Source organism: Pedobacter sp. T50_32, assembly GCF_057652195.1.
Window position 1 is genome coordinate 574,207 of record NZ_JBYFBY010000001.1, and the last position, 19,839, is coordinate 594,045.

Annotated in this window: 18 protein-coding genes; 12 read left to right on the forward strand and 6 right to left on the reverse strand. The window is 38.1% G+C overall.

Translation table 11 applies throughout. The annotated features are described in order from the left end of the window. Positions 1-30: 30 nt before the first annotated feature. Complete coding sequence (locus AC23ME_RS02455) at positions 31-1,473, reverse strand: DUF4270 domain-containing protein (RefSeq protein WP_487726160.1); 1,443 nt, start codon at positions 1,471-1,473, stop codon at positions 31-33. Between the two features lie 25 nt (positions 1,474-1,498). After that, the gene (locus AC23ME_RS02460) at positions 1,499-2,323 is read right to left on the reverse strand and encodes a glycogen/starch synthase (protein WP_487726161.1); all 825 of its coding nucleotides are present in this window, start codon (positions 2,321-2,323) and stop codon (positions 1,499-1,501) included. A gap of 148 nt (positions 2,324-2,471) precedes the next feature. On the opposite strand from AC23ME_RS02460, the gene panC reads away from it, so the two are divergent. From panC to AC23ME_RS02475, 3 genes are all read left to right on the forward strand, one after another. Continuing rightward, on the forward strand, positions 2,472-3,320 hold the full coding sequence (gene panC / locus AC23ME_RS02465) for a pantoate--beta-alanine ligase (RefSeq protein WP_487726162.1): 849 nt from the start codon (positions 2,472-2,474) through the stop codon (positions 3,318-3,320). Positions 3,321-3,454: 134 nt separating this feature from the next. Beyond that, the gene (gene panD, locus AC23ME_RS02470; RefSeq protein WP_097133386.1) at positions 3,455-3,805 is read left to right on the forward strand and encodes an aspartate 1-decarboxylase; all 351 of its coding nucleotides are present in this window, start codon (positions 3,455-3,457) and stop codon (positions 3,803-3,805) included. 311 nt (positions 3,806-4,116) lie between these two features. Next, complete coding sequence (locus AC23ME_RS02475; RefSeq protein ID WP_487726163.1) at positions 4,117-5,256, forward strand: acyl-CoA dehydrogenase; 1,140 nt, start codon at positions 4,117-4,119, stop codon at positions 5,254-5,256. 230 nt (positions 5,257-5,486) lie between these two features. Here AC23ME_RS02475 and AC23ME_RS02480 read toward each other — a convergent pair whose 3' ends face one another. Continuing rightward, positions 5,487-5,834 (reverse strand): phage holin family protein, encoded by a 348-nt coding sequence (locus tag AC23ME_RS02480; protein ID WP_487726737.1) that lies wholly within the window; start codon positions 5,832-5,834, stop codon positions 5,487-5,489. 17 nt (positions 5,835-5,851) lie between these two features. Between AC23ME_RS02480 and AC23ME_RS02485 the strand changes: the two genes are divergently transcribed. The 8 genes from AC23ME_RS02485 to AC23ME_RS02520 all read left to right on the forward strand — a co-directional run bounded on the left by AC23ME_RS02485 (position 5,852) and on the right by AC23ME_RS02520 (position 15,067). Continuing rightward, a complete protein-coding gene (locus AC23ME_RS02485) occupies positions 5,852-6,271 on the forward strand; it encodes a hypothetical protein (RefSeq protein ID WP_487726164.1) in 420 nt (139 codons plus the stop codon). A gap of 28 nt (positions 6,272-6,299) precedes the next feature. Beyond that, on the forward strand, positions 6,300-7,562 hold the full coding sequence (locus tag AC23ME_RS02490; RefSeq protein ID WP_487726165.1) for an MFS transporter: 1,263 nt from the start codon (positions 6,300-6,302) through the stop codon (positions 7,560-7,562). A 67-nt stretch (positions 7,563-7,629) separates the two neighbouring features. Beyond that, positions 7,630-8,307 (forward strand): outer membrane beta-barrel protein, encoded by a 678-nt coding sequence (locus AC23ME_RS02495; RefSeq protein WP_487726166.1) that lies wholly within the window; start codon positions 7,630-7,632, stop codon positions 8,305-8,307. 120 nt (positions 8,308-8,427) lie between these two features. Beyond that, a complete protein-coding gene (gene rimP, locus AC23ME_RS02500; RefSeq protein ID WP_487726167.1) occupies positions 8,428-8,892 on the forward strand; it encodes a ribosome assembly cofactor RimP in 465 nt (154 codons plus the stop codon). Positions 8,893-8,895: 3 nt separating this feature from the next. Next, positions 8,896-10,131 (forward strand): transcription termination factor NusA, encoded by a 1,236-nt coding sequence (nusA, locus tag AC23ME_RS02505; RefSeq protein ID WP_308849836.1) that lies wholly within the window; start codon positions 8,896-8,898, stop codon positions 10,129-10,131. Positions 10,132-10,200: 69 nt separating this feature from the next. Further along, positions 10,201-13,197, forward strand: coding sequence for a translation initiation factor IF-2 (infB, locus tag AC23ME_RS02510; protein WP_487726168.1), 2,997 nt, complete (start codon positions 10,201-10,203; stop codon positions 13,195-13,197). Between the two features lie 160 nt (positions 13,198-13,357). After that, positions 13,358-14,107, forward strand: coding sequence for an FkbM family methyltransferase (locus tag AC23ME_RS02515; RefSeq protein WP_487726169.1), 750 nt, complete (start codon positions 13,358-13,360; stop codon positions 14,105-14,107). Positions 14,108-14,173: 66 nt separating this feature from the next. Further along, the gene (locus tag AC23ME_RS02520; protein WP_487726170.1) at positions 14,174-15,067 is read left to right on the forward strand and encodes a glycosyltransferase; all 894 of its coding nucleotides are present in this window, start codon (positions 14,174-14,176) and stop codon (positions 15,065-15,067) included. Positions 15,068-15,166: 99 nt separating this feature from the next. Here the strand turns inward: AC23ME_RS02520 and AC23ME_RS02525 are convergent, their stop codons facing one another. From AC23ME_RS02525 to AC23ME_RS02535, 3 genes are read right to left on the reverse strand one after another with little or no spacing between them, the layout of a single operon-like run. Further along, on the reverse strand, positions 15,167-15,895 hold the full coding sequence (locus AC23ME_RS02525) for a glycosyltransferase family 2 protein (RefSeq protein WP_487726171.1): 729 nt from the start codon (positions 15,893-15,895) through the stop codon (positions 15,167-15,169). Further along, positions 15,885-16,838: a glycosyltransferase family 2 protein gene (locus tag AC23ME_RS02530; RefSeq protein WP_487726172.1), complete on the reverse strand. Its 954-nt coding sequence runs from the start codon at positions 16,836-16,838 to the stop codon at positions 15,885-15,887. The genes AC23ME_RS02525 and AC23ME_RS02530 overlap by 11 nt, the downstream gene beginning before the upstream one ends. A gap of 47 nt (positions 16,839-16,885) precedes the next feature. Beyond that, positions 16,886-18,718 (reverse strand): ABC transporter ATP-binding protein, encoded by a 1,833-nt coding sequence (locus AC23ME_RS02535; protein ID WP_487726173.1) that lies wholly within the window; start codon positions 18,716-18,718, stop codon positions 16,886-16,888. Between the two features lie 108 nt (positions 18,719-18,826). On the opposite strand from AC23ME_RS02535, the gene meaB reads away from it, so the two are divergent. Then, positions 18,827-19,732, forward strand: coding sequence for a methylmalonyl Co-A mutase-associated GTPase MeaB (gene meaB / locus AC23ME_RS02540; protein ID WP_487726174.1), 906 nt, complete (start codon positions 18,827-18,829; stop codon positions 19,730-19,732). Positions 19,733-19,839: the final 107 nt, after the last annotated feature.

The following is a 19,839-nucleotide window of genomic DNA, read 5'->3' on the forward strand; positions in this document are numbered from 1 at the left end:
ATTTAATCAAACGTTTGCGTGAAATTTAATCTAATTCGATTTCGTATAGTAAATGTTGAGTTTCAAAAGGTTATCTCCGGCTGCGGGATTCTTCTTGAAGCTGCCGATAACTGCACGAGAAGCAGTGTTAAATGAAGGTGAAACTTGAAAAACTGCTGCTGGAGTTACAGCTAAAAAAGTACCATAATCTTCGGTCTTTCCATCTAGCAAATCTTGAATATACGCAGTTATTGAAAATACATAGCGCTTGTTAACCGAGTCGAAATAACCACCGAATGTAGCAGGATTAGCTCTTGGATCCCCAAAAGACGTTTGCCCATCTCCTGCATCGTTATCTGGCAAGTTTTGTCTCTGTCCAGCAATGTCAAATCTGTAAAGGGCTAAGCGAGGTGCAACTCTAAATGGAGCTACATCTGTCCCGCTTCTTAAATCAACAATAAGTTCGGCTTTATTTACCACCATTTTACCAACTTCAGCTTTTAGCTTTTTCAAATAAGGAAAGCTAAGTTTGTTTCTTAATCCGCCAAGAGGTTTCAGGTAGGTGTAACTAAACTGCTGAGTTGCCGGAGCATTTAATTGTGCTTGAACTTCTGTAGAATAGGTGTGTGTAACAGTGGTAGCAACTGGAGCTATCGTATTGCTAACAGGGAAGTTTATAGAAACCGTATCAGTTTGGGTGGCTGTAGTAGCATTTTGTTTTTTGTAATACAAAACCAATCCAGAAGTCGAAACGCTACTAGTTGCATTTGAAAAATTGAAGAACATCATACCTCCGCTGCCCATTGCCGCCGTAGAACTCGGTCTAATTTGTACATGTAAGCCCTTAAATGCCTGTTGAAAATAAGAGTTATATTTCTTAGTTGCAGCAGGCAAAGCAACCACGTTATTAGTGACAAAGCTGTTATTTAGCTTAAGACGAATTTGCGGTGTAACAGTTCTTAAGGTATCTGGCGCCCCTGCAACAACGTCTGTTATTTTATAAGGCGTAGTAGGGAAAACCTTGCCGTTATAGGTGGCCAACAGGCTACTTTCTTTTGCATAGGTTTTAGAACTTAAAAAGGAAGTTTCTTTCGCTAAGTTGTTGCTTAACTGATGAACATCAATATTGTAATTCACAGTACTATCACCATAAAAATCAGAGCTGAAATTCATAACCAAAACCGCCGAGTCAAGAACAGCATTTGTTCCGAAGTCGTATGCGTCATTTGGTAGGTTTACTGCAAGTGCTAAGCTAGCATCTGTAGAGCCCAGTAACGGATCATTAAGATGTCCAAACGGATAACGAGCAAGTCCGCCTGTTGCGGCAGCATCCTCTTGTACGGTTCTAGAAGAAATTGTTGCAGTATCAATCAGGTTGCCCTGAATGGCACTGCCAGGATCTACTTCCAATCCTATGGTAGAAGTACTTTCGCATGAGGCGAAAAGAAAAAGACTTATCAACAGGGTTAATAAGTCTAATTTTAAAAATCTCATATTTATTCTTAAATAAAGCTTTTTATTATGCTATAGAAACCAATTCATCACTAGTAACTTCCTCGTAAAACGAATAGAAGTTGTCGTAATTTTCGGTTAAATTAAAGGCTAAAGTTGGTTTATTAGAATCTTTAACAAATTTTAACACCGCATCATCAACCTTCTCATCAGCAAAAACTACCGCATCAGAGTGGGTAATAGCGCCAATATGTAAACTGTTGCAATCGCCTTCGGTAAAAGCCTTAGTATCGTCAGCAGTCATGTGGTTCATAATCGCCTTCTTGTGGAAATCAGCATTCAGTTTTTCGCCGAAGCAGTTTTCATAAACCGAGTAAACAACCTTAGCATTTTTAAACGTTGGGTCGTTTTTGTAAGTAGTTTTAATATAAGCAGGAACTAGTGCAGTCATCCAACCGTGGCAGTGTACCACATCAGGTGACCAGCCTAATTTCTTAACTGTTTCTAAAGCTCCTTTACAGAAGAAAATTGTTCTTTCGTCGTTATCTGCGTAGAACTTGTTTTCTTTATCCCTAAACACGTACTTTCTGTGGAAATAATCTTCATTGTCCAAGAAATACACTTGCATACGAGCCGCTGGTATAGACGCCACTTTGATGATTAAAGGGTTGTCATTGTCATCAATAATGATGTTCATCCCTGATAATCGGATCACCTCGTGTAACCTGTTTCTTCTTTCGTTAATGTTACCAAACTTCGGCATCAAGATGCGGATTTCGAATCCTTTTTCTTGCATTGCTTGCGGTAATTGGCGGGTAATTTCAGAAATTTTGGTGAGTTCGAGGAAAGGCGACATCTCATGGGTAATAATCAGTAGCTTCGTTTTTGCCATCTCCATATATTATTAAATTACTGTTAATTTAAAGATTATCAAGGGGCAAAGGTACGGAAAATATTAATATTTATCAATATCTTGCTATTACCGCTTTGTAAGTTATGCAGAAATGTACAATTTAGCGGTTTCAAAACACCACAAGATATTGGAAGTAATAACCACCGTTGCTCAACTCGAAAGCTCACTAAAGCCTTTGAAAGCAAAAGGATTAAAAATAGCCTTGGTACCTACTATGGGTGCGCTACATAACGGACACCTTTCGTTAATTGCTGAAGCGCAAAAACAGGCAGATATTGTAGTTTGCAGCATTTTTGTGAACCCCACACAATTTACCGACCCGAAGGATTTGGAGAAATATCCCCGTCCGTTGGAGCATGATATTAAAATGTTGACTGAAGCTGGCTGCAATTTTGTATTTATGCCAGCGGTTAAAGAAATGTATCGTAACTATCCAACACCAGAAAGTTGGGCAATTGATTTAGGAAGCGCAGAATTTGTATTGGAAGGCGAATTTAGAAAAGGACACTACCAAGGCGTTACCCAAATTGTATTTAAGTTGTTCGATGCCGTAAAACCAAATGTAGCTTTCTTTGGTCAAAAAGATTTCCAGCAGGTGCTGATGATTAAGAATATGGTAACCGCACTAAACCTCAATGTGCAGATCGTAACCTGTCCAATTATTCGGGAAGACGACGGTTTGGCCATGAGCTCTAGAAATATCCACCTCAGCAAACCAGATAGGGAGCACTCGTTGGTTTTAAGCAAAGCTTTGTTTTTTATAGAAGAGAATTACAATAAATATACACTTGCAGATTTGTTGGAGCAAGCAAAACATATTATCAACGAAATTCCGGGTGTAGCTTTAGATTATTTGACCATTGCAGATGGCGATACGCTTTTACCTATTGCAGAAAAGGCACATCAAAATACCGTGGCATTGGTAGCGGCAAAAGTTGGCGAAACTAGACTGATAGACAACATAATTATTAATTAGTTTTCTCCTATCGCCTTAGGTATCTAAGAAAACCTGGGGCTTAAATGAGCTAAGGCAGCTTAGGTGGTTTAAATGTGACGTTAAACTGAAAACTGTATAGTGCAAACTGAAAACTTAATCCTTAACTTTGCGCCATGATTATCGAGATTCTAAAATCGAAAATACACCGTGTAAGGGTAACCCAAGCCGAGTTGAACTATGTGGGTAGCATCACTATCGATGAAGATTTAATGGATGCAGCCAACATTATTGCAAATGAGAAAGTGCAAATCGTTAATAATAATAATGGCGAGCGTTTCGAAACGTATGTAATAAAAGGCGAAAGAGGTTCGGGGGCGATATGCTTAAACGGCGCCGCGGCAAGAAGAGTTCAAATTGGCGATATTTTGATCATTATATCTTACGGTTCATTGCCGATAGAAGAGGCTAAGAAATACGAACCAATCTTGGTTTTTCCAGACGACAACAACAGGTTGTTAAAATAAAATTTAAGCTATTTCTTTATAGGCTTCATTTTCATTAGAAAATGTTTGTTGGAGCATTATGGTCTCTCCAGTCCCGCTTTACGCTTCTCCCGATGAACTTATGCAACATGCAAGCATACCTTTGAAAACAATAAAACAGATGCTTAAATCGGGATCCGCTACAATCGGGTTTAACTAATCCAAACCTTTGCATGTAACTAAGTACATCTGTTCGGTGCGAAAGAAAATCTTTGCTACAAAATTGTTATGTTTGCATAGTATTATGTCAAATAATGCTATATTTGACATCAACCAATATACCTTAAAATACTATGCATTTTGAACTGAGCGAAGAGCAGCAAATGATTAGACAAGCTGCTAGGGATTTTGCCCAAAATGAACTGAAACCAGGAGTAATCGAAAGAGATGAGCATCAGAAATTTCCTGCCGAGCAAGTAAAAGCCATGGGCGAACTGGGCTTCTTGGGAATGATGGTTGACCCCAAATATAATGGCGGCGGCATGGATGCAGTGTCTTATGTATTAGTAATGGAAGAACTTTCTAAAATAGATGCCTCCGCTTCTGTGGTTGTCTCGGTAAATAATTCTTTAGTTTGTTACGGTTTGGAACAATACGGTTCCGAAGCGCAAAAAGAAAAATACCTTAAACCGCTAGCGACTGGAGAAAAGATCGGCGCCTTCTGTCTTTCTGAACCAGAAGCTGGTTCTGATGCTACTTCGCAACAAACCACAGCAGAAGATAAAGGGGATTATTACCTGCTAAACGGAACCAAAAACTGGATCACCAATGGAAGTACAGCCAGCACTTATTTGGTAATTGCACAAACTCACAAAGAACTAAAGCATAAAGGCATTAACGTATTTATTGTAGAAAAGGGAACTCCCGGTTTTACCATTGGACCTAAAGAAAATAAATTAGGCATTAGAGGTTCTGATACACACTCGCTAATGTTTAACGACGTAAAAGTGCCAAAGGAAAACCGCATTGGTGAAGATGGCTTTGGCTTCAAATTCGCCATGAAAACCCTAGAAGGGGGAAGAATTGGCATCGCAGCTCAGGCACTAGGCATTGCGGCGGGAGCTTATGAACTAGCCTTGGCCTATTCACAAGAGCGTAAAGCCTTTGGTAAGCCTATTGCAGACCACCAAGCTATTGCCTTTAAACTGGCTGACATGGCTACACAAATTGAAGCGGCCAGGCTATTGGTACACCGAGCGGCTTGGTTAAAAGACCAAGGTTTGCCTTATACTTTAGAAGGTTCTATGGCTAAACTATTTGCCAGTAAGGTTGCTATGGATGTTACTGTAGAAGCCGTGCAAATACATGGTGGCTACGGTTTCGTTAAAGAATATCACGTAGAACGATTAATGCGTGACGCAAAGATTACGCAGATTTATGAGGGAACTTCCGAGATACAGAAGATGGTAATTAGCAGAAGTATTTTAGCGTAATTTAAATACCACCTTAGACACTTAAGAAATCCTAAGTTTTCATTTTGCCAATAGCAGGAGCTCAGGTCCGCATCAGAAAATATCTCAAAGTAATTTTCGATCATATAAGACATATAAGTTCATTTAAGCCTAACGCTAACTTATATATCTTATATGGTTATTTAAGGTGTTTTATCCGAAACCAAAACTAAAGTGAACTCAGGCGTCTAAGGTGATGAGATATTTTTAAACTAAGATTTCTCCATCCCAAATGCAGCATCCAATATCATTTTAATAATGGTAACCACAATAGCTAAAATTGCTGCAGATAAAAATCCAGAGGTGTTAAAGCCTTTCATCCAGCTATCAACCAACAAAATCATCAACACCGAAATAATAAAAGAGACTAAGCCAAGCGTGAGGATGTTTAACGGAAAGGTAAAAAATCTCAACACTAAACCTATTGTAGCGTTAGCAAGAGCCACCAAGATGGCTGCGATAATTGCGCTTCCGTAACCATCTACAGAAACACCAGGAACTAAAAATGCGCCAATCATCATGGCCAAACCCATTAATAGTACTTCAAAAATTAGTTTAATCATAGTAACTTAGTTAAATGTTTAGCAAGATAACATTATTCGCAGCTTGTTGTTTATTTTTTGCTTCCTGTACTTTTAACAAGGAAAAGGATTTAAGCATCGCTTTTTCCAGCGATAGCAGTAAAATTGTTTTCACAGGAATTGAAGAAGCCAATTTATTCCAGCTAAAGCAAGCACTTAACAACAAGGCTGTTGATGCTAATTTAGTCAATATCGTTCAGATAGATGACGACTTCCCTGATAAGGATAAAGATATTGATGGAAAGCTTTCGGTAGTTGGAGCCGACCTGCTTTTTACGCCAGACAGCGCTTTTGTTAAGAATCGCAAATATTTAATTAGAACTGTACTGCAATCATCTTTCGGTAAAACCAGCGATATTTTAAAATCAGATTTGGGGCACAACATTAAGTGGAAAGAAAAAATATTGCGGCGATAGGTTATCTTTGCGCTGCAATCCCCAATAAATGTCAACAAAGCAATCGAGTACTTTTTCTGCCTATCAAAAACTTGTTATTTTTTTACTGGCAGTAACCCAATTTACCGTTATCTTAGATTTTATGGTCATGTCGCCATTGGGCGATATTTTGATGAAGTCGCTAAGCCTAAGCCCAACCGATTTTGGAATTGCAGTTTCGGCTTACGCCTTTAGTGCAGGTCTTTCGGGCCTATTAACCGCTGGCTTTGCAGATAAATTCGATAGAAAAAAGTTGCTACTTTTCTTCTATATCGGTTTTATTTTAGGAACCGCTTTTTGTGGTTTAGCACATACCTACATTCAGTTAGTTGCTGCCAGAATTATTACCGGGCTTTTTGGTGGGGTAATTAGCTCTATATCTATGGCCATAGTTACCGATTTATTTAGTTTGCAACAACGTGGCAGGGTAATGGGCTTTGTGCAAATGGCTTTTGGTGCCAGTCAGGTTTTGGGTGTGCCCATTGGACTTTACCTTGCAAACATTTGGGGTTGGGAAGCGCCTTTTTGGTTGGTAGTTGGCATAGCTATAGTAATTGCCATACTCATCGCCTTTCAATTAAAACCTGTAAAAGAACATCTATTGATCCAAAGAAATAAATCTGCAATTGCACATTTATGGCATACGGTAATCCAGAAGAAACACAGAATTGGCTTTACGTCAACTGCGCTACTTTCTATTGGTGGCTTTATGATGATGCCTTTCGGAAGTGCTTTTGCCATCAACAATTTAGGAATTACCGAAAGTCAGTTGCCGATGTTGTTTATGGTTTCTGGTGTGAGCTCGCTACTTATATTACCAATGGTAGGCAGGCTTAGCGATAAAATAAGCAAGCTGAAAATATTTGCTGTAGCATCTATTTGGATGATGGTGATGTGCGTAATTTATACCAACCTTTCGGTTACGCCATTTATTTGGGTAATGATTTTAAATGTGTTAATGATGGCCGGAATTATGAGCAGAATGATCCCGTCTCAGGCATTAACTAGTGCTATTCCAGAGCCAGAAGATCGTGGAGCTTTTATGAGTATCAACTCTTCGCTACAACAAATTGCGGGCGGTGTTGCTGCTACTGCTTCCGGCTTGATCGTTACGCAGTCTGGTAAAGGACAACCACTACAGCATTACGATATGGTAGCTTACATCATTGTGGTCATTACGATCATCAGTATCTGGTTAATGAGTAGGGTAAGTAAAATTGTAAGAGCTAAAGGAGATAAATTGGCAAGTAGCCCACCAATTTTAGAGCATTAATTTTTTGTTTGCAATAAACCTATTCTCTATCTTCACAACAACTATTTAAAATCATCTAAATTATAAAATGAAGAAATTATTTTTTTTGCTACTCACTGCAGTAGTAATTAACGCAAATGCGCAAAATGCTACTGAACAAACAATAAGCGGTCAACGTTTTCGTATTGCGCTACAAGGAGGCTTTAGTCAGTTGTTAGCAAAAACCTCTGATGCAGTACCTGCTGAGCTTCGAAACCATGTTTCTGAACTAAAATCAGGATATCATTACGGTGGCGATGTAACTTATTTTGTTAGACCAACTTGGGGGTTAGGGTTGAAGTTTAACCAATTTAGGTCTTCAAATAGTACTATGTTTTATGATGAAATGATGATAGCTCAAGGCATTGAAGAAACTAGACTTGTCAATACCTTTATAGGGCCAAGCTTTGCTACAAAGTATGAAAGCCCTAGCCAAAAGCACATGTTTCTTTTTAATTTGGCTATTGGTTATATGGGATACCAAAGTAATACCGGTATGCGAATTGAAACTACAGGGGGCACGGTGGGTTCTGCTTTAGATGCAGGATATGATTATCAGATTACTAAACATTTTGCATTAGGCGCACAGCTATCTATAGTTGGAGGTGTGTTGAGTAAACTTACTTATAAAAGTGGAAATATGTCGGTTACAGAAACTTTGCCAGACAACCAAAAAGAAAGTATGGCTCGCTTAGATGTTTCTTTTGGAGCCCGTTTTAACTTCTAATACATTCACGCTAAGAGTGATTTGATTCTTTAAATTAAAAATATTTTTTTACCTTTGCAGGGCAAAACAAGAAAAGAGGGGACGAGTGTCCCCTCTTTTTATTTAGCAATAATTTATACTATGCAGGTAGAAAAGATAGTTAGAGAGCTGGTAGAAGAAAAAATTGCAGATAGACCAGAGCTGTTTTTGGTAGCTGTGAAAATGTTGCCGAACAATAAGTTAATCATCCATGTTGATGGTGATCAAGGGATAAGTATACAAGATTGTGTGGCCATCAGCAGGCACGTTGGCTTTCATTTAGAAGAGGAGAATACCATTGAAACCGCTTATAATTTAGAAGTTTCTTCTCCCGGCGTTGGCGAGCCCTTGGTGTTAAATAGGCAATACGCAAAGAATATAGGCAGAACCTTGGCTGTAAAATTAGCTGATGGTACTACTAAAGAAGGAAAGCTCACTGAGGTTAATGAAAATCACGTTACCATCGAAGAAGCAGTGAAAGAAAAAGGTAAAAAAGTGCAAATGGTAAGTAGCCAAATTGCATTGAATGATATAACAGAAACAAAGGTTTTAATTTCATTTAAGTAAAAAATGAACAATATTAATTTAATCGATTCTTTTCAAGAGTTTAAAGACTTTAAGAACATCGACCGCCCTACGGTAATTAGCGTGTTGGAAGAGGTGTTTCGTAGTATGTTGCGTAAAAAATACGGAACAGATGAAAACTGCGACGTGATTGTGAACCCAGATAATGGAGATTTGGAGATCTGGAGAACCAGAAAGGTAATGGAAGATGGTTTCTCGGAAGACGACGACCTAGAGATTGAGTTAGCTGAAGTACACCAGTACGATGCTGATTTGGAAGTTGGCGACGATTATATCGAGCAAATTACCTTAGAAAGTTTTGGTCGCAGAGCGATATTAGCTGCTCGCCAAACATTGGTTTCAAAGGTTTTAGAACTGGAGAAAGACGAAATCTTCAAGAAATATAAAGACAGAGTTGGTGAAATTGTAACTGGTGAGGTTTACCAAGTTTGGAAAAAAGAAACTTTGGTATTAGACGACGAAGGAAACGAGTTGTTAATGCCTAAAACAGAACAAATTCCTGCGGATTATTTCAAAAAAGGCGATTCGGTTAAAGCGGTAATTTCTAAAGTAGACATGATTAATGCTACGCCGAAAATTATCATTTCAAGGGTAGCTCCAGAATTTTTACAACGTTTATTCGAATTGGAGGTGCCAGAAATTTTCGACGGTTTAATTACCATCAAGAAAATTGTTCGCGAGCCAGGAGAGCGTGCTAAAGTTGCTGTAGAGTCTTACGACGATAGAATTGATCCAGTAGGTGCTTGTGTGGGTATGAAAGGTTCTCGTATTCACGGTATCGTTAGAGAATTGAAAAACGAAAATATAGATGTAATCAACTTTACGAACAATATTTCGTTATATATACAACGTGCTTTAAGCCCTGCAAAAATCACATCTATTAAATTAGATGATGAAACTAAACGTGCTGCGGTTTACTTAAAGCCAGATCAGGTGTCATTAGCAATTGGTCGTGGTGGTCACAATATTAAATTGGCTGGTAAGTTAACCGGTTATGAAATTGATGTATATCGCGAAGCTGATGAAGAAGATGAGGATGTGGATTTGGAAGAATTCTCAGACGAAATTGAAAGCTGGATTATTGACGAGTTAAAAGCGATTGGTTTAGATACAGCGAAAAGTGTACTAGCGCTTTCTTTAGATGAATTGGTAAAACGTACCGATTTAGAAGAAGAAACAATTAAAGAGGTAGTCGCTATTTTGCAGTCTGAATTTGAATAAGAGCTAGATACTTGAATTAATAAGAATAAACGTTACTTTTGTATAATTAGAAAAAATAGAGGATAATCAATGTCAGACGACAAAACCATAATGTTATTAAAAGCAGCAAAAGAGCTTAACATAGGACTCGCTACCGCGGTAGAATTCCTTGGTAAGAAGGGCTATGCTGTGGATAATAAGCCTAATACCAAGCTTTCGGGCGAGCAATACAATGTCTTGTTGAGAGAGTTTCAAGGAGATAAAATTGTTAAAGAAGAGGCTAACCAAATAGTTATTGGCAAAATTCGTCGCGATGAACCTGAAGTAACAATAGAAAAAACTCCTGAACCTGCGAAGAAAAATCAGGATTTTGAAAGTGAAGGCGTTCTAATTAAGAACCTTAATCAATTTACACCAGCAGAGAAACCTGTAATTGAAAAGCCTGCGGCAGAAAAACCTGCAGAGCCAGTTAAAGAAACTCCAAAGGTTGAAGAAACTAAACCTGCTGATACAACAGAGGAATCTTCTCGTCCTGGAGTTAAGGTAGTGGGTAAAATCAATCTTAATGATTTAAACCCTAAGACACGTCCTGCTAAGAAAGAAGAAGCACCTACGCCTGCACCTGCACCCGCTCCTGTTGTGAAAGAGGAGAAGCCTGTTGCGGAAGCGCCTAAAGTGGAAGAGCAACCTGTTGCTAAGCCCGTAGAGCCTGTTAAAGTAGAAGAAAAAGTTGAAAGCAAGCCTGTAGAGGTAGCTAAACCTGTAGAAGCGCCTGCTGCAAAATCTGTAGAGGCACCGAAAGACGAAGTGATCAAAGCTCGTTCGGTGAAGTTATCTGGTCCAAATATTATTGGTAAAATTGAATTGCCAACTACACCAGATAGAAGAAACCAGCCTGTGGCATCTTCTTCTAGTGACGCTGATGCTAGACGTAAGCGTAAACGCAAGAAAACACCGGGTGCTCCTGGTGCTGGCGGACAGCAACAAGGTCAGCCTGGAACTGGTGCGCAAGGCGGTGGTAACCAACAAGGTGGAGGTCAAAGAACGCCTTATCAAGGTAATCGTCCTGGCGGTGGTCAAGGTGGAGGCTTTCAAGGTAACAGAAATAATAACCGTCCAGGTTATCAAGGAAATAGAAATGCTGCTGGTGGAAATACTCCAAAAGAGGAACCAACAGAAAAGGAAATCCAAGATCAAATCAAGGCAACGCTTGCTCGTTTAAGCGGTGCGGGTAAATCTGGTAAATTTGCACAGAGAGCTAAACTTCGTCGTCAAAAACGTGATGATGTGGCGCTTTCGGCAGAAGAAGCAGCATTAGAGGAAGAATTGCAATCGAAGGTGTTGAAAGTAACGGAATTTGTTACTGCCAACGAATTGGCGAACATGATAGACGTGCCTGTAACCAAAATTATTGGAACTTGTATGAGCTTGGGTATGTTCGTATCAATTAACCAACGTTTAGATGCAGAAACATTAACCATCGTTGCTGATGAGTTTGGTTACGAAATCCAATTCGTAAAACCAGATGAAGAGGAAGATATCAATATTGAGGAGGAAGATTCTGAAGAGAATTTAAGTCCGCGAGTTCCTGTGGTTACCATCATGGGTCACGTAGATCACGGTAAAACTTCATTACTAGATTATATTCGTAAAGCAAATGTGGTAGCTGGAGAAGCAGGTGGTATTACACAGCACATTGGTGCATATAAAGTAACTACCAGTGCCGGAAAAGAAATCACTTTCTTAGATACTCCGGGACACGAGGCCTTTACAGCGATGCGTGCTCGTGGTGCTAAAGTTGCGGATATTGCAATTATTGTAGTAGCTGCCGATGATGCGGTGATGCCACAAACTAAGGAGGCAATTAACCACGCACAAGCGGCGGGTGTTCCTTTAGTATTTGCATTTACTAAAATTGATAAACCAGGAGCAAACTCAGATAGAATTCGCGAGCAGTTATCTGTAATGAATATCTTAGTTGAGGATTGGGGTGGTAAATATCAATCACAAGAAATCTCAGGTAAGAGCGGTTTAAACGTAGACTTACTATTAGATAAAGTATTATTAGAAGCTGAATTATTAGAGTTAAAAGCTAATCCTAACAAACGTGCTACTGGTACTGTGATTGAGGCTACTTTAGATAAAGGACGTGGTATTGTAACTACGGTTTTAGTACAAGGTGGTACTTTAAGAGTTGGAGATCCAATTTTAGCAGGTAGCTACAGTGGTAGAGTAAAAGCATTATTTAACGAACGTGGTGCTAAGGTAAACGAAGCAGGTCCATCTGTACCAGTACAGGTATTGGGTATGCAAGGTGCACCAACTGCAGGAGATAGATTTAATGCTTTAGAAAGTGAAACTGAAGCTAGAGATATTGCGAACAAGCGTTTACAATTAATGCGTGAGCAAGGATTGCGTACGCAGAAACATATCACTTTGGCAGAGATTGGTCGTCGTTTAGCGATTGGTAACTTTAAAGAGTTAAACTTGATCATCAAGGGTGACGTGGATGGTTCTATCGAAGCATTAGCAGATTCATTGTTGAAACTTTCTACTCCGGAGATACAGATCAATGTAATCAGCAAAGCAGTAGGTCAAATTTCAGAAAGTGATGTATTGTTAGCTTCTGCATCTGATGCGATCATTATCGGTTTCCAAGTACGGCCATCAACAGGTGCACGTAAGTTAGCTGAGGCAGAGCAAATCGATATTCGTTTGTACTCAATCATCTACGATGCAATCAATGAGATTAAAGCGGCTATGGAAGGCATGTTGGCACCAGAATTCGAAGAGAAGATTGTTGCTAACGTTGAAATTCGTGAGACGTTCAAAATCACTAAAGTTGGTACTATCGCAGGATGTATGGTATTAGACGGTAAAATCACTAGGAATAGCAAAATCCGTATCGTACGTGATGGTGTGGTAATCTACACAGGTGAATTGGCTTCATTGAAACGTTATAAAGACGATGTGAAAGAGGTTTCTAAGGGTTACGAGTGTGGTCTGAATATCCAAAACTTTAACAATATTGAAGTTGGAGATATTGTAGAAGCTTACGAACAAGTAGAAGTAAAACGTAAATTGTAATTTAATTTACTTAAAATAAAAATTTAAGAGGCTGTAATTGATATCAGCCTCTTTTTTTGTATCATACCGTCAGTTAAAAAAGAAATAAACCAGAAACTTTAATTTTCAATACCTCATGGGACTTAGAACTATAATTGCTGAGAAAATTCGAAAATCTAAAATGTCTAAATTAGAAGTTGAACTACAACGAATTCGCAATTATGAGCAATTCGCAACTGGTTATGCTAACGTATTTGATAGACCATTTAAGTTTAATGACGGGATCAGTTTCGCTGTTACTTACGAGGAGATTTTCATTAATAAAGTATATAATTTTAAATCGCAGCCGAATAAGAAAATTATTTTGGACTGTGGTGCAAATATGGGTCTCAGTGTCCTTTACTTTGCACAAAACTATCCTGAACACCAAATACTAGCTTTCGAGCCAGATACAAAGGTTTTCGAGATACTGAAGGAGAATGTGGCTACATTTGAACTGAAAAATGTTAGCTTGTTTAATAAAGCTGTTTGGGATAAAGAAGAAGTTTTGAAATTTTATACCGATGGCGGTCTGGGAGGGAGGGTAGAATCTTCTTATAAAGAACAAGTTCCAGTAGAAGTAGAAACTGTACGATTGTTAGACTACCTATCGGAAGATGTTGACTTCCTAAAATTGGATATAGAAGGCGCAGAAAATGTGGTACTAAACGATTGCAAATCTAAACTGTCTGCACTTGGTTCCTTTTTCTTTGAATACCACAATGATGTAACCAACCCACAAACGCTACATGAGCTTTTAGATATTGTGAGGAAGGCTGGGTTTCATTATTATATAAAAGAATCTAGTGTAAGGGCTAATCCGTTTAACGATACTTTTTTAATCTGCGAAAGGTTCGATATGGCATTAAATATCTTTTGCTATAAACAATAAAGGTTTATTTCTACCGCTATCCTAGTATTGTTAAATAACATGGTGTGATAGCATTAAGATCGTTTTATGATTTCTATAATAATCGCCTCTGCCGATAAAGAACTATTTAAAAATGTCTCACTCAACATTGCTAGTACGATTGGAACCGAGTATGAGATTATTTCGCTTGATAACTCAAACGGAGAAAAAGGGCTTTGTGACATCTATAACTGGGGTGCCGAACAAGCACGGTTTGAGTATTTATGTTATATGCATGAAGATATCTGTATCGAAACGCAAAATTGGGGAGAGAAAATACTAGATATCTTTGGTAGAAATGAGGATTTTGGCATTATTGGTCTAGCTGGCTGCAAGTATAAATCAGCAGCCCTGTCGGGTTGGGGAGCCGAATATCAACATGAGGACATCGTATTTATTAACTACATTCAAACTTACAAATATGCCAATAAGCCTCGAGAAAGGGTTTACTTTAACCCAACCAACGCTAGCCTAGAAGAAGTTGCAACAGTAGACGGGATGTGGTTTTGCACAAAAAAGAATATTGTTAAACAACATCCTTTTGATGAAAACACGTTTAATGGATTTCATGCTTACGACCTAGATTTTTGTATAAATGTAGGATTGAGATATAAAGTTGGCGTTACTTTTGAAATTCTTATAGATCATTTTTCTGATGGGAATTTCAGTAAAGAATGGTTAGTCGAATCATTAAAGCTACACAGAAAGTGGATAGATGTTTTGCCGATCGATAAGTTAGAAGCCAGCAGCAGCTTACCATCTCAAATAGAAAAAAAGACATTTAAAAAAGCCATTTTACTCTTAATAGATAATGGATATCGTTTAAACGAGATAAACTCTGTTATTTCGCAATATTACAAACATCGTAAAATAAGTCTTAAATCTTATCTTAAACTTACCTTTTTTTCACTGAAGCATTACCGAAAAAGGCAGAGAAAATAAACAATTTATTGCCAAAGGTTTTGGTTTTAAAAACAGAAAATTCAAACATCAAACTTCCTAAAAAGAGTTTCAGCGACAAAAGCTGGGAGAGAAAATATCCTAATAGTTTTTATAGTTTTCTGCCATATTATGCAGGCCAGAAGTCTTGTATTTTTCTATTTCTCTATCTAAATGACCATACTCTTTTGCATAATGCGGACCACATGCGTGTAAGCAATAATGGTCTTTTATAATTCCAGATTTTAGTTTTAGCTTCTTGGCAAATAAACTAGCTATTAGCCCATCTTCGCTTTTAGCCATATTAAGATTGGTAAATAAAAAGCGAAGCTTAATTTTGCTATAATTGCTCTTTTTAAAGCAAGCACACCAGCCTCCTGTGGGTCCAAACTCTATGTGTTTACCATTTCTGGTTTCGGTAGTATAGTGTTCTTCGGTTGGTTTAGCTCCGTTTGTAAGTTCATTTTGAATAACATTTAAAGCTATAAAACCGTAATCAGGAAATTCTTTCAGGTAGTCGATAAATAACTCGCTCAAATTTTCTGGAAAATTTAAGACATCATCATCTACAATTACGATATACTCTCCCTTAGTGACCGAAAACAGCTTTTTGTATGCGTTTAGGCCATAATTCTTCGTCCTCGTAATAATCTTCACGACCGGATTAGTTCGGTATTTCTCCAAAACTTCAGGCGTACGATCAGTAGAGCCGTTATCCATTACGATAACTTCAGATTGGTGAGTTGTACCAATTGCAGGTAGTAATTCAGATAAGCATTTATCAAGGAATTTGTACCTGTTCCAAGTAAGGATTACGAAGCTAATTTTCATGGTTGCTATTAATTGACTTATAAAAACTAATTTTTCTTATCTTATTTAAACGGCTTAACGGTGGTTTTTTTCTGTTTGCGCTAAAGTAGAAAAGTAAATAATAATACTTAAGCATGAAGAAAAATAATTTAAAACCCCGCTCGCCCTTCCTATATGCTTTTAATTGCTTGTAAATCTTTTCAATTTCTCTCTTGTTTTTCAATCCCGGAAAAGTCAGACAATGTTCAATCCAAGGCAGTTCGAAATATAAATCGTCATTTGCGATGATTTCTTTGCGTGGAGATTTTAAACTTAAAGAGTCGGTTACACTAAGGCCATGTTGCCTGTACATCACCAATACATTCGGTACAGCTTTAATTTTGCCAATTGTAGCCGCAACAAATACAATCCACCAGTCGTGATAAAACCCTTCTTTCAAGGGAAAAATGCCTTTCAGCAATGTTTTTTTGAAAAGCATGGTATGCCCTGGAACACAATTTCCGATCACAAAAGGTAGATTAGATTCGCCATCATATACACCATAGTGCTCACTCATTTTTTTATACTTGATCGGCTTATCATTTTCATCAATGAAACAAGAGTCGTGATAGATAAGATCCTTATCTGCAATCTGATCTGCCAATACACTTAGTTTCTCGGGTAACCAAATATCATCTTGATCGCACAAGGCAATTAGATCACCAGAACAAAGTGATATCGCTTTTTCAAAATTTTTAGTAAACCCCAGATTTTTTTCATTCCGATGAACTTTGAAGAAATTATACTTTGCTGCATATTCGTTCAAAATCTCTAGGGTCTGGTCTTGAGAAGCATCATCGGTTATCACAACTTCAATTGGACGATAGGTTTGCGACACCAAGCTATCAAGCTGCTGCTTAAGGTACTTGTCGCCATTATAGGTGCATAATGCGATAGAAATCAAGGGTTTTTCCTCAGATATCATTTAGGTTGCTCTGAATAATTGTTATTTTTGCTTGGACGGTATCGCTTTTAGTCATTAAAGGTTTGCATCTCAATTAACCGATGATACAACCCTTTTTTAGCTAAGAGCTCACTATGGCTGCCCTCTTCTACTACTTCTCCCTTGTCGATAACAACAATGGTATCTGCGTGCTGTATAGTACTTAACCTATGTGCAATCACGATAGAAGTTCTGTTTTGCATTAAATTATTGAGGGCATGCTGAACTAACTTTTCTGATTCTGTATCCAAGGCGGAAGTAGCTTCGTCTAATAGCATAATTGGCGGATTTGCAAGTACTGCTCTAGCAATACAAACACGCTGTCTCTGCCCACCAGACAATTTGTTACCCCTGTCGCCTACGAAAGTTTGATAACCGTCTTCAGCGTTGATAATGAACTCATGGGCGTTCGCTATTTTAGCAGCGTTAATTACTTCTTCTTCTGTAGCATCGGGTTTGCCATAGGCGATATTGTTAAAGATAGTGTCGTTAAACAAAAATGATTCCTGGTTTACGATACCCATCTGATTGCGAAGACTTTCAACGGTTAAATCTCTATAGTCGTGCCCATCAATTTTAATGGTGCCGTTTTTTGGATCGTGAAAACGAGGTAGTAAATCCATTAACGTGCTTTTTCCCCCTCCTGAGGGTCCTACAAGTGCCACTGTTGTCCCTTTTTTAATCTCCAGATTTATATTCTTAAGTACGTCCTTGTCAGCATAAGAGAAACTAACATTTTGTAATGAGATGCTTTGGCTAAAATTTCCCAAAGGTTCTGCTTCAGTTTTATTTGCGAATTCAGGTTTGGTATCTATAAGGTCTAATACTCTTTCGCCTGCTGCGATGCCCGAATGTATACCACTAAAAGAATTTCCTATCGCTTTTGCAGGACGCATTACTTGAGAGAAAATGGCAATGTATGCAATGAAATCAGCCGCAGCTAATGCACTTTCGTCATTGTTTAAAATTAGGGTTCCGCCGTACCAAACTATAAAAGCAACCATTAAAACACCTAAAAACTCTGAAACCGGAGAAGCCAATTGTTGGCGTCGCACCATTTTACGGTTTAAGTTAGAGTAAAAGACGTTCTCATCGTTAAATTTTTCCTTTGTCCGTTCGGTAGCATTAAAGGCTTTGATAATTTTTATTCCCCCAAGAGCTTCATCTAAAAATCCAATCATTTTGGCAAAAGACTCGTGCGCCTCTTTTGCTTGTCTTTTTAACCGTTTTACAATTTTGCTGATGATAAAGCCTGCAATAGGGATGACGATTAATGAAAGTAGGGTAAGCTCAACAGAAATGTTAAACAACAGCACAATGTAGAAGATCAGTTGAAGGGGTTCTTTAAAGACAACTTGAAGCGTATTGGTTACAGTAAACTGCACAACTTGGACATCAGAGGCTACCTTAGATATGATATCGCCTTTGCGTTCATTGTTGAAGTAGCTAATATGTAGGTTCATCACATTGTTAAAGACAGTTCTTCGGAAGTTTAGTAGCGTATGCACCCTGAGGTCTTCCATTGTTCTTTGAGATAAGTATCTAAATATATTAGAAAGTAGAACGGAAATCACAATAACAATACAAACGTAAACCAGTGTGCGCTCTGTACCATTAGAATTGATAGAATTGTTAACGAACTCTCTAAATGTTCCTAAAATATCAAAACCTGAAGACGACTGGGCATCAATGCTACTCATTAATGTCGATTGCTTTGCATTCAATAAGGTTTCAAACAAAGGGGATAAAAGGGCTAGATTCAATGTGCCAAACAGAACCGACAATAGCGTTGCGATAACATAAGGGATCGCAAATTTCTCAATGGGTTTAGCAAATGATAATAATCTAAAATATATTTTCATCTAAATGTATAAGAAAACAAAGTTACGGATTTAAAAAAATCTTCTGTCATTATAATATATTAAAGCATTCTATTACATCTAATTGATTAATTGTGTTTATTTGCCAATATGGTTTCTAGAAATATTGATATCGAGAAATTAGGGAAGGAAATTAATGATGGTAATTTTCTGTCGTTGGCTAGAGCTTTAACACTGGTTGAAAATAACATTCCTCCAGCTGGAGAGTTGTTAAGATGCCTTGCCATAAAAAGCGAAGTTCCAGTAATTGGAATTACAGGACCTCCTGGAGCAGGAAAAAGTACATTAGTGAATGCGATAATAGCGGAGTTTTCTAAGAAAGACAAAAAAATTGCTGTGCTGGCGGTAGATCCAACTTCCCCATTCAATTTCGGGTCGCTGTTGGGAGATAGGATTCGCATGAATAAACACTTCAACAATACAAATGTTTTTATTCGATCCGTTGCTACAAGGGGTTCGTTGGGCGGCATGTCTGCCAAAACGATAGAAATGGTTGACGTGCTTAGATCCGCTAATTTTGATCTCATTATTATTGAAACAGTTGGTGTAGGACAATCTGAAATTGAAGTGGCTGGCTTGGCTGATAAGACAGTTTTAGTTTTGGTGCCGGAAGCTGGAGATGAGATACAGCATATAAAATCTGGCTTGATGGAGGTAGCACAAGCTTTTGTGGTTAACAAGGCAGACAGAGATGGTGCTGATGCTTTTGCAAATAGGCTGAAGAAGATGGTTAATGACCAGCATCAAAAAATTCCGGTGTTTAAAACGGTCGCTGATAAACAATTAGGAATAGACCTGCTTTGTGAATGGATAGAAAACACGAAACCTGAAAATTTCGGAATTGACAAAAACTATCTTTTGGCAGAGCATGCATATAAGCTAATTCAAACAAGACGAATGCTTGGTCTTGATAAAATGGAACTACTACACGAAATTAAACAAAGTAGGTTAGAGGGTAATTTTAACTTGTATAGTTTTATAGAAAAATGGATTTGATGTACTATATTCATTGTATATATTTTAGGACTGATGCTACATAGTGTGTTTTGTACAATACAATATTTTAAACTATTTAGTTAATATTAGAACAGTTGGGCTGTTGT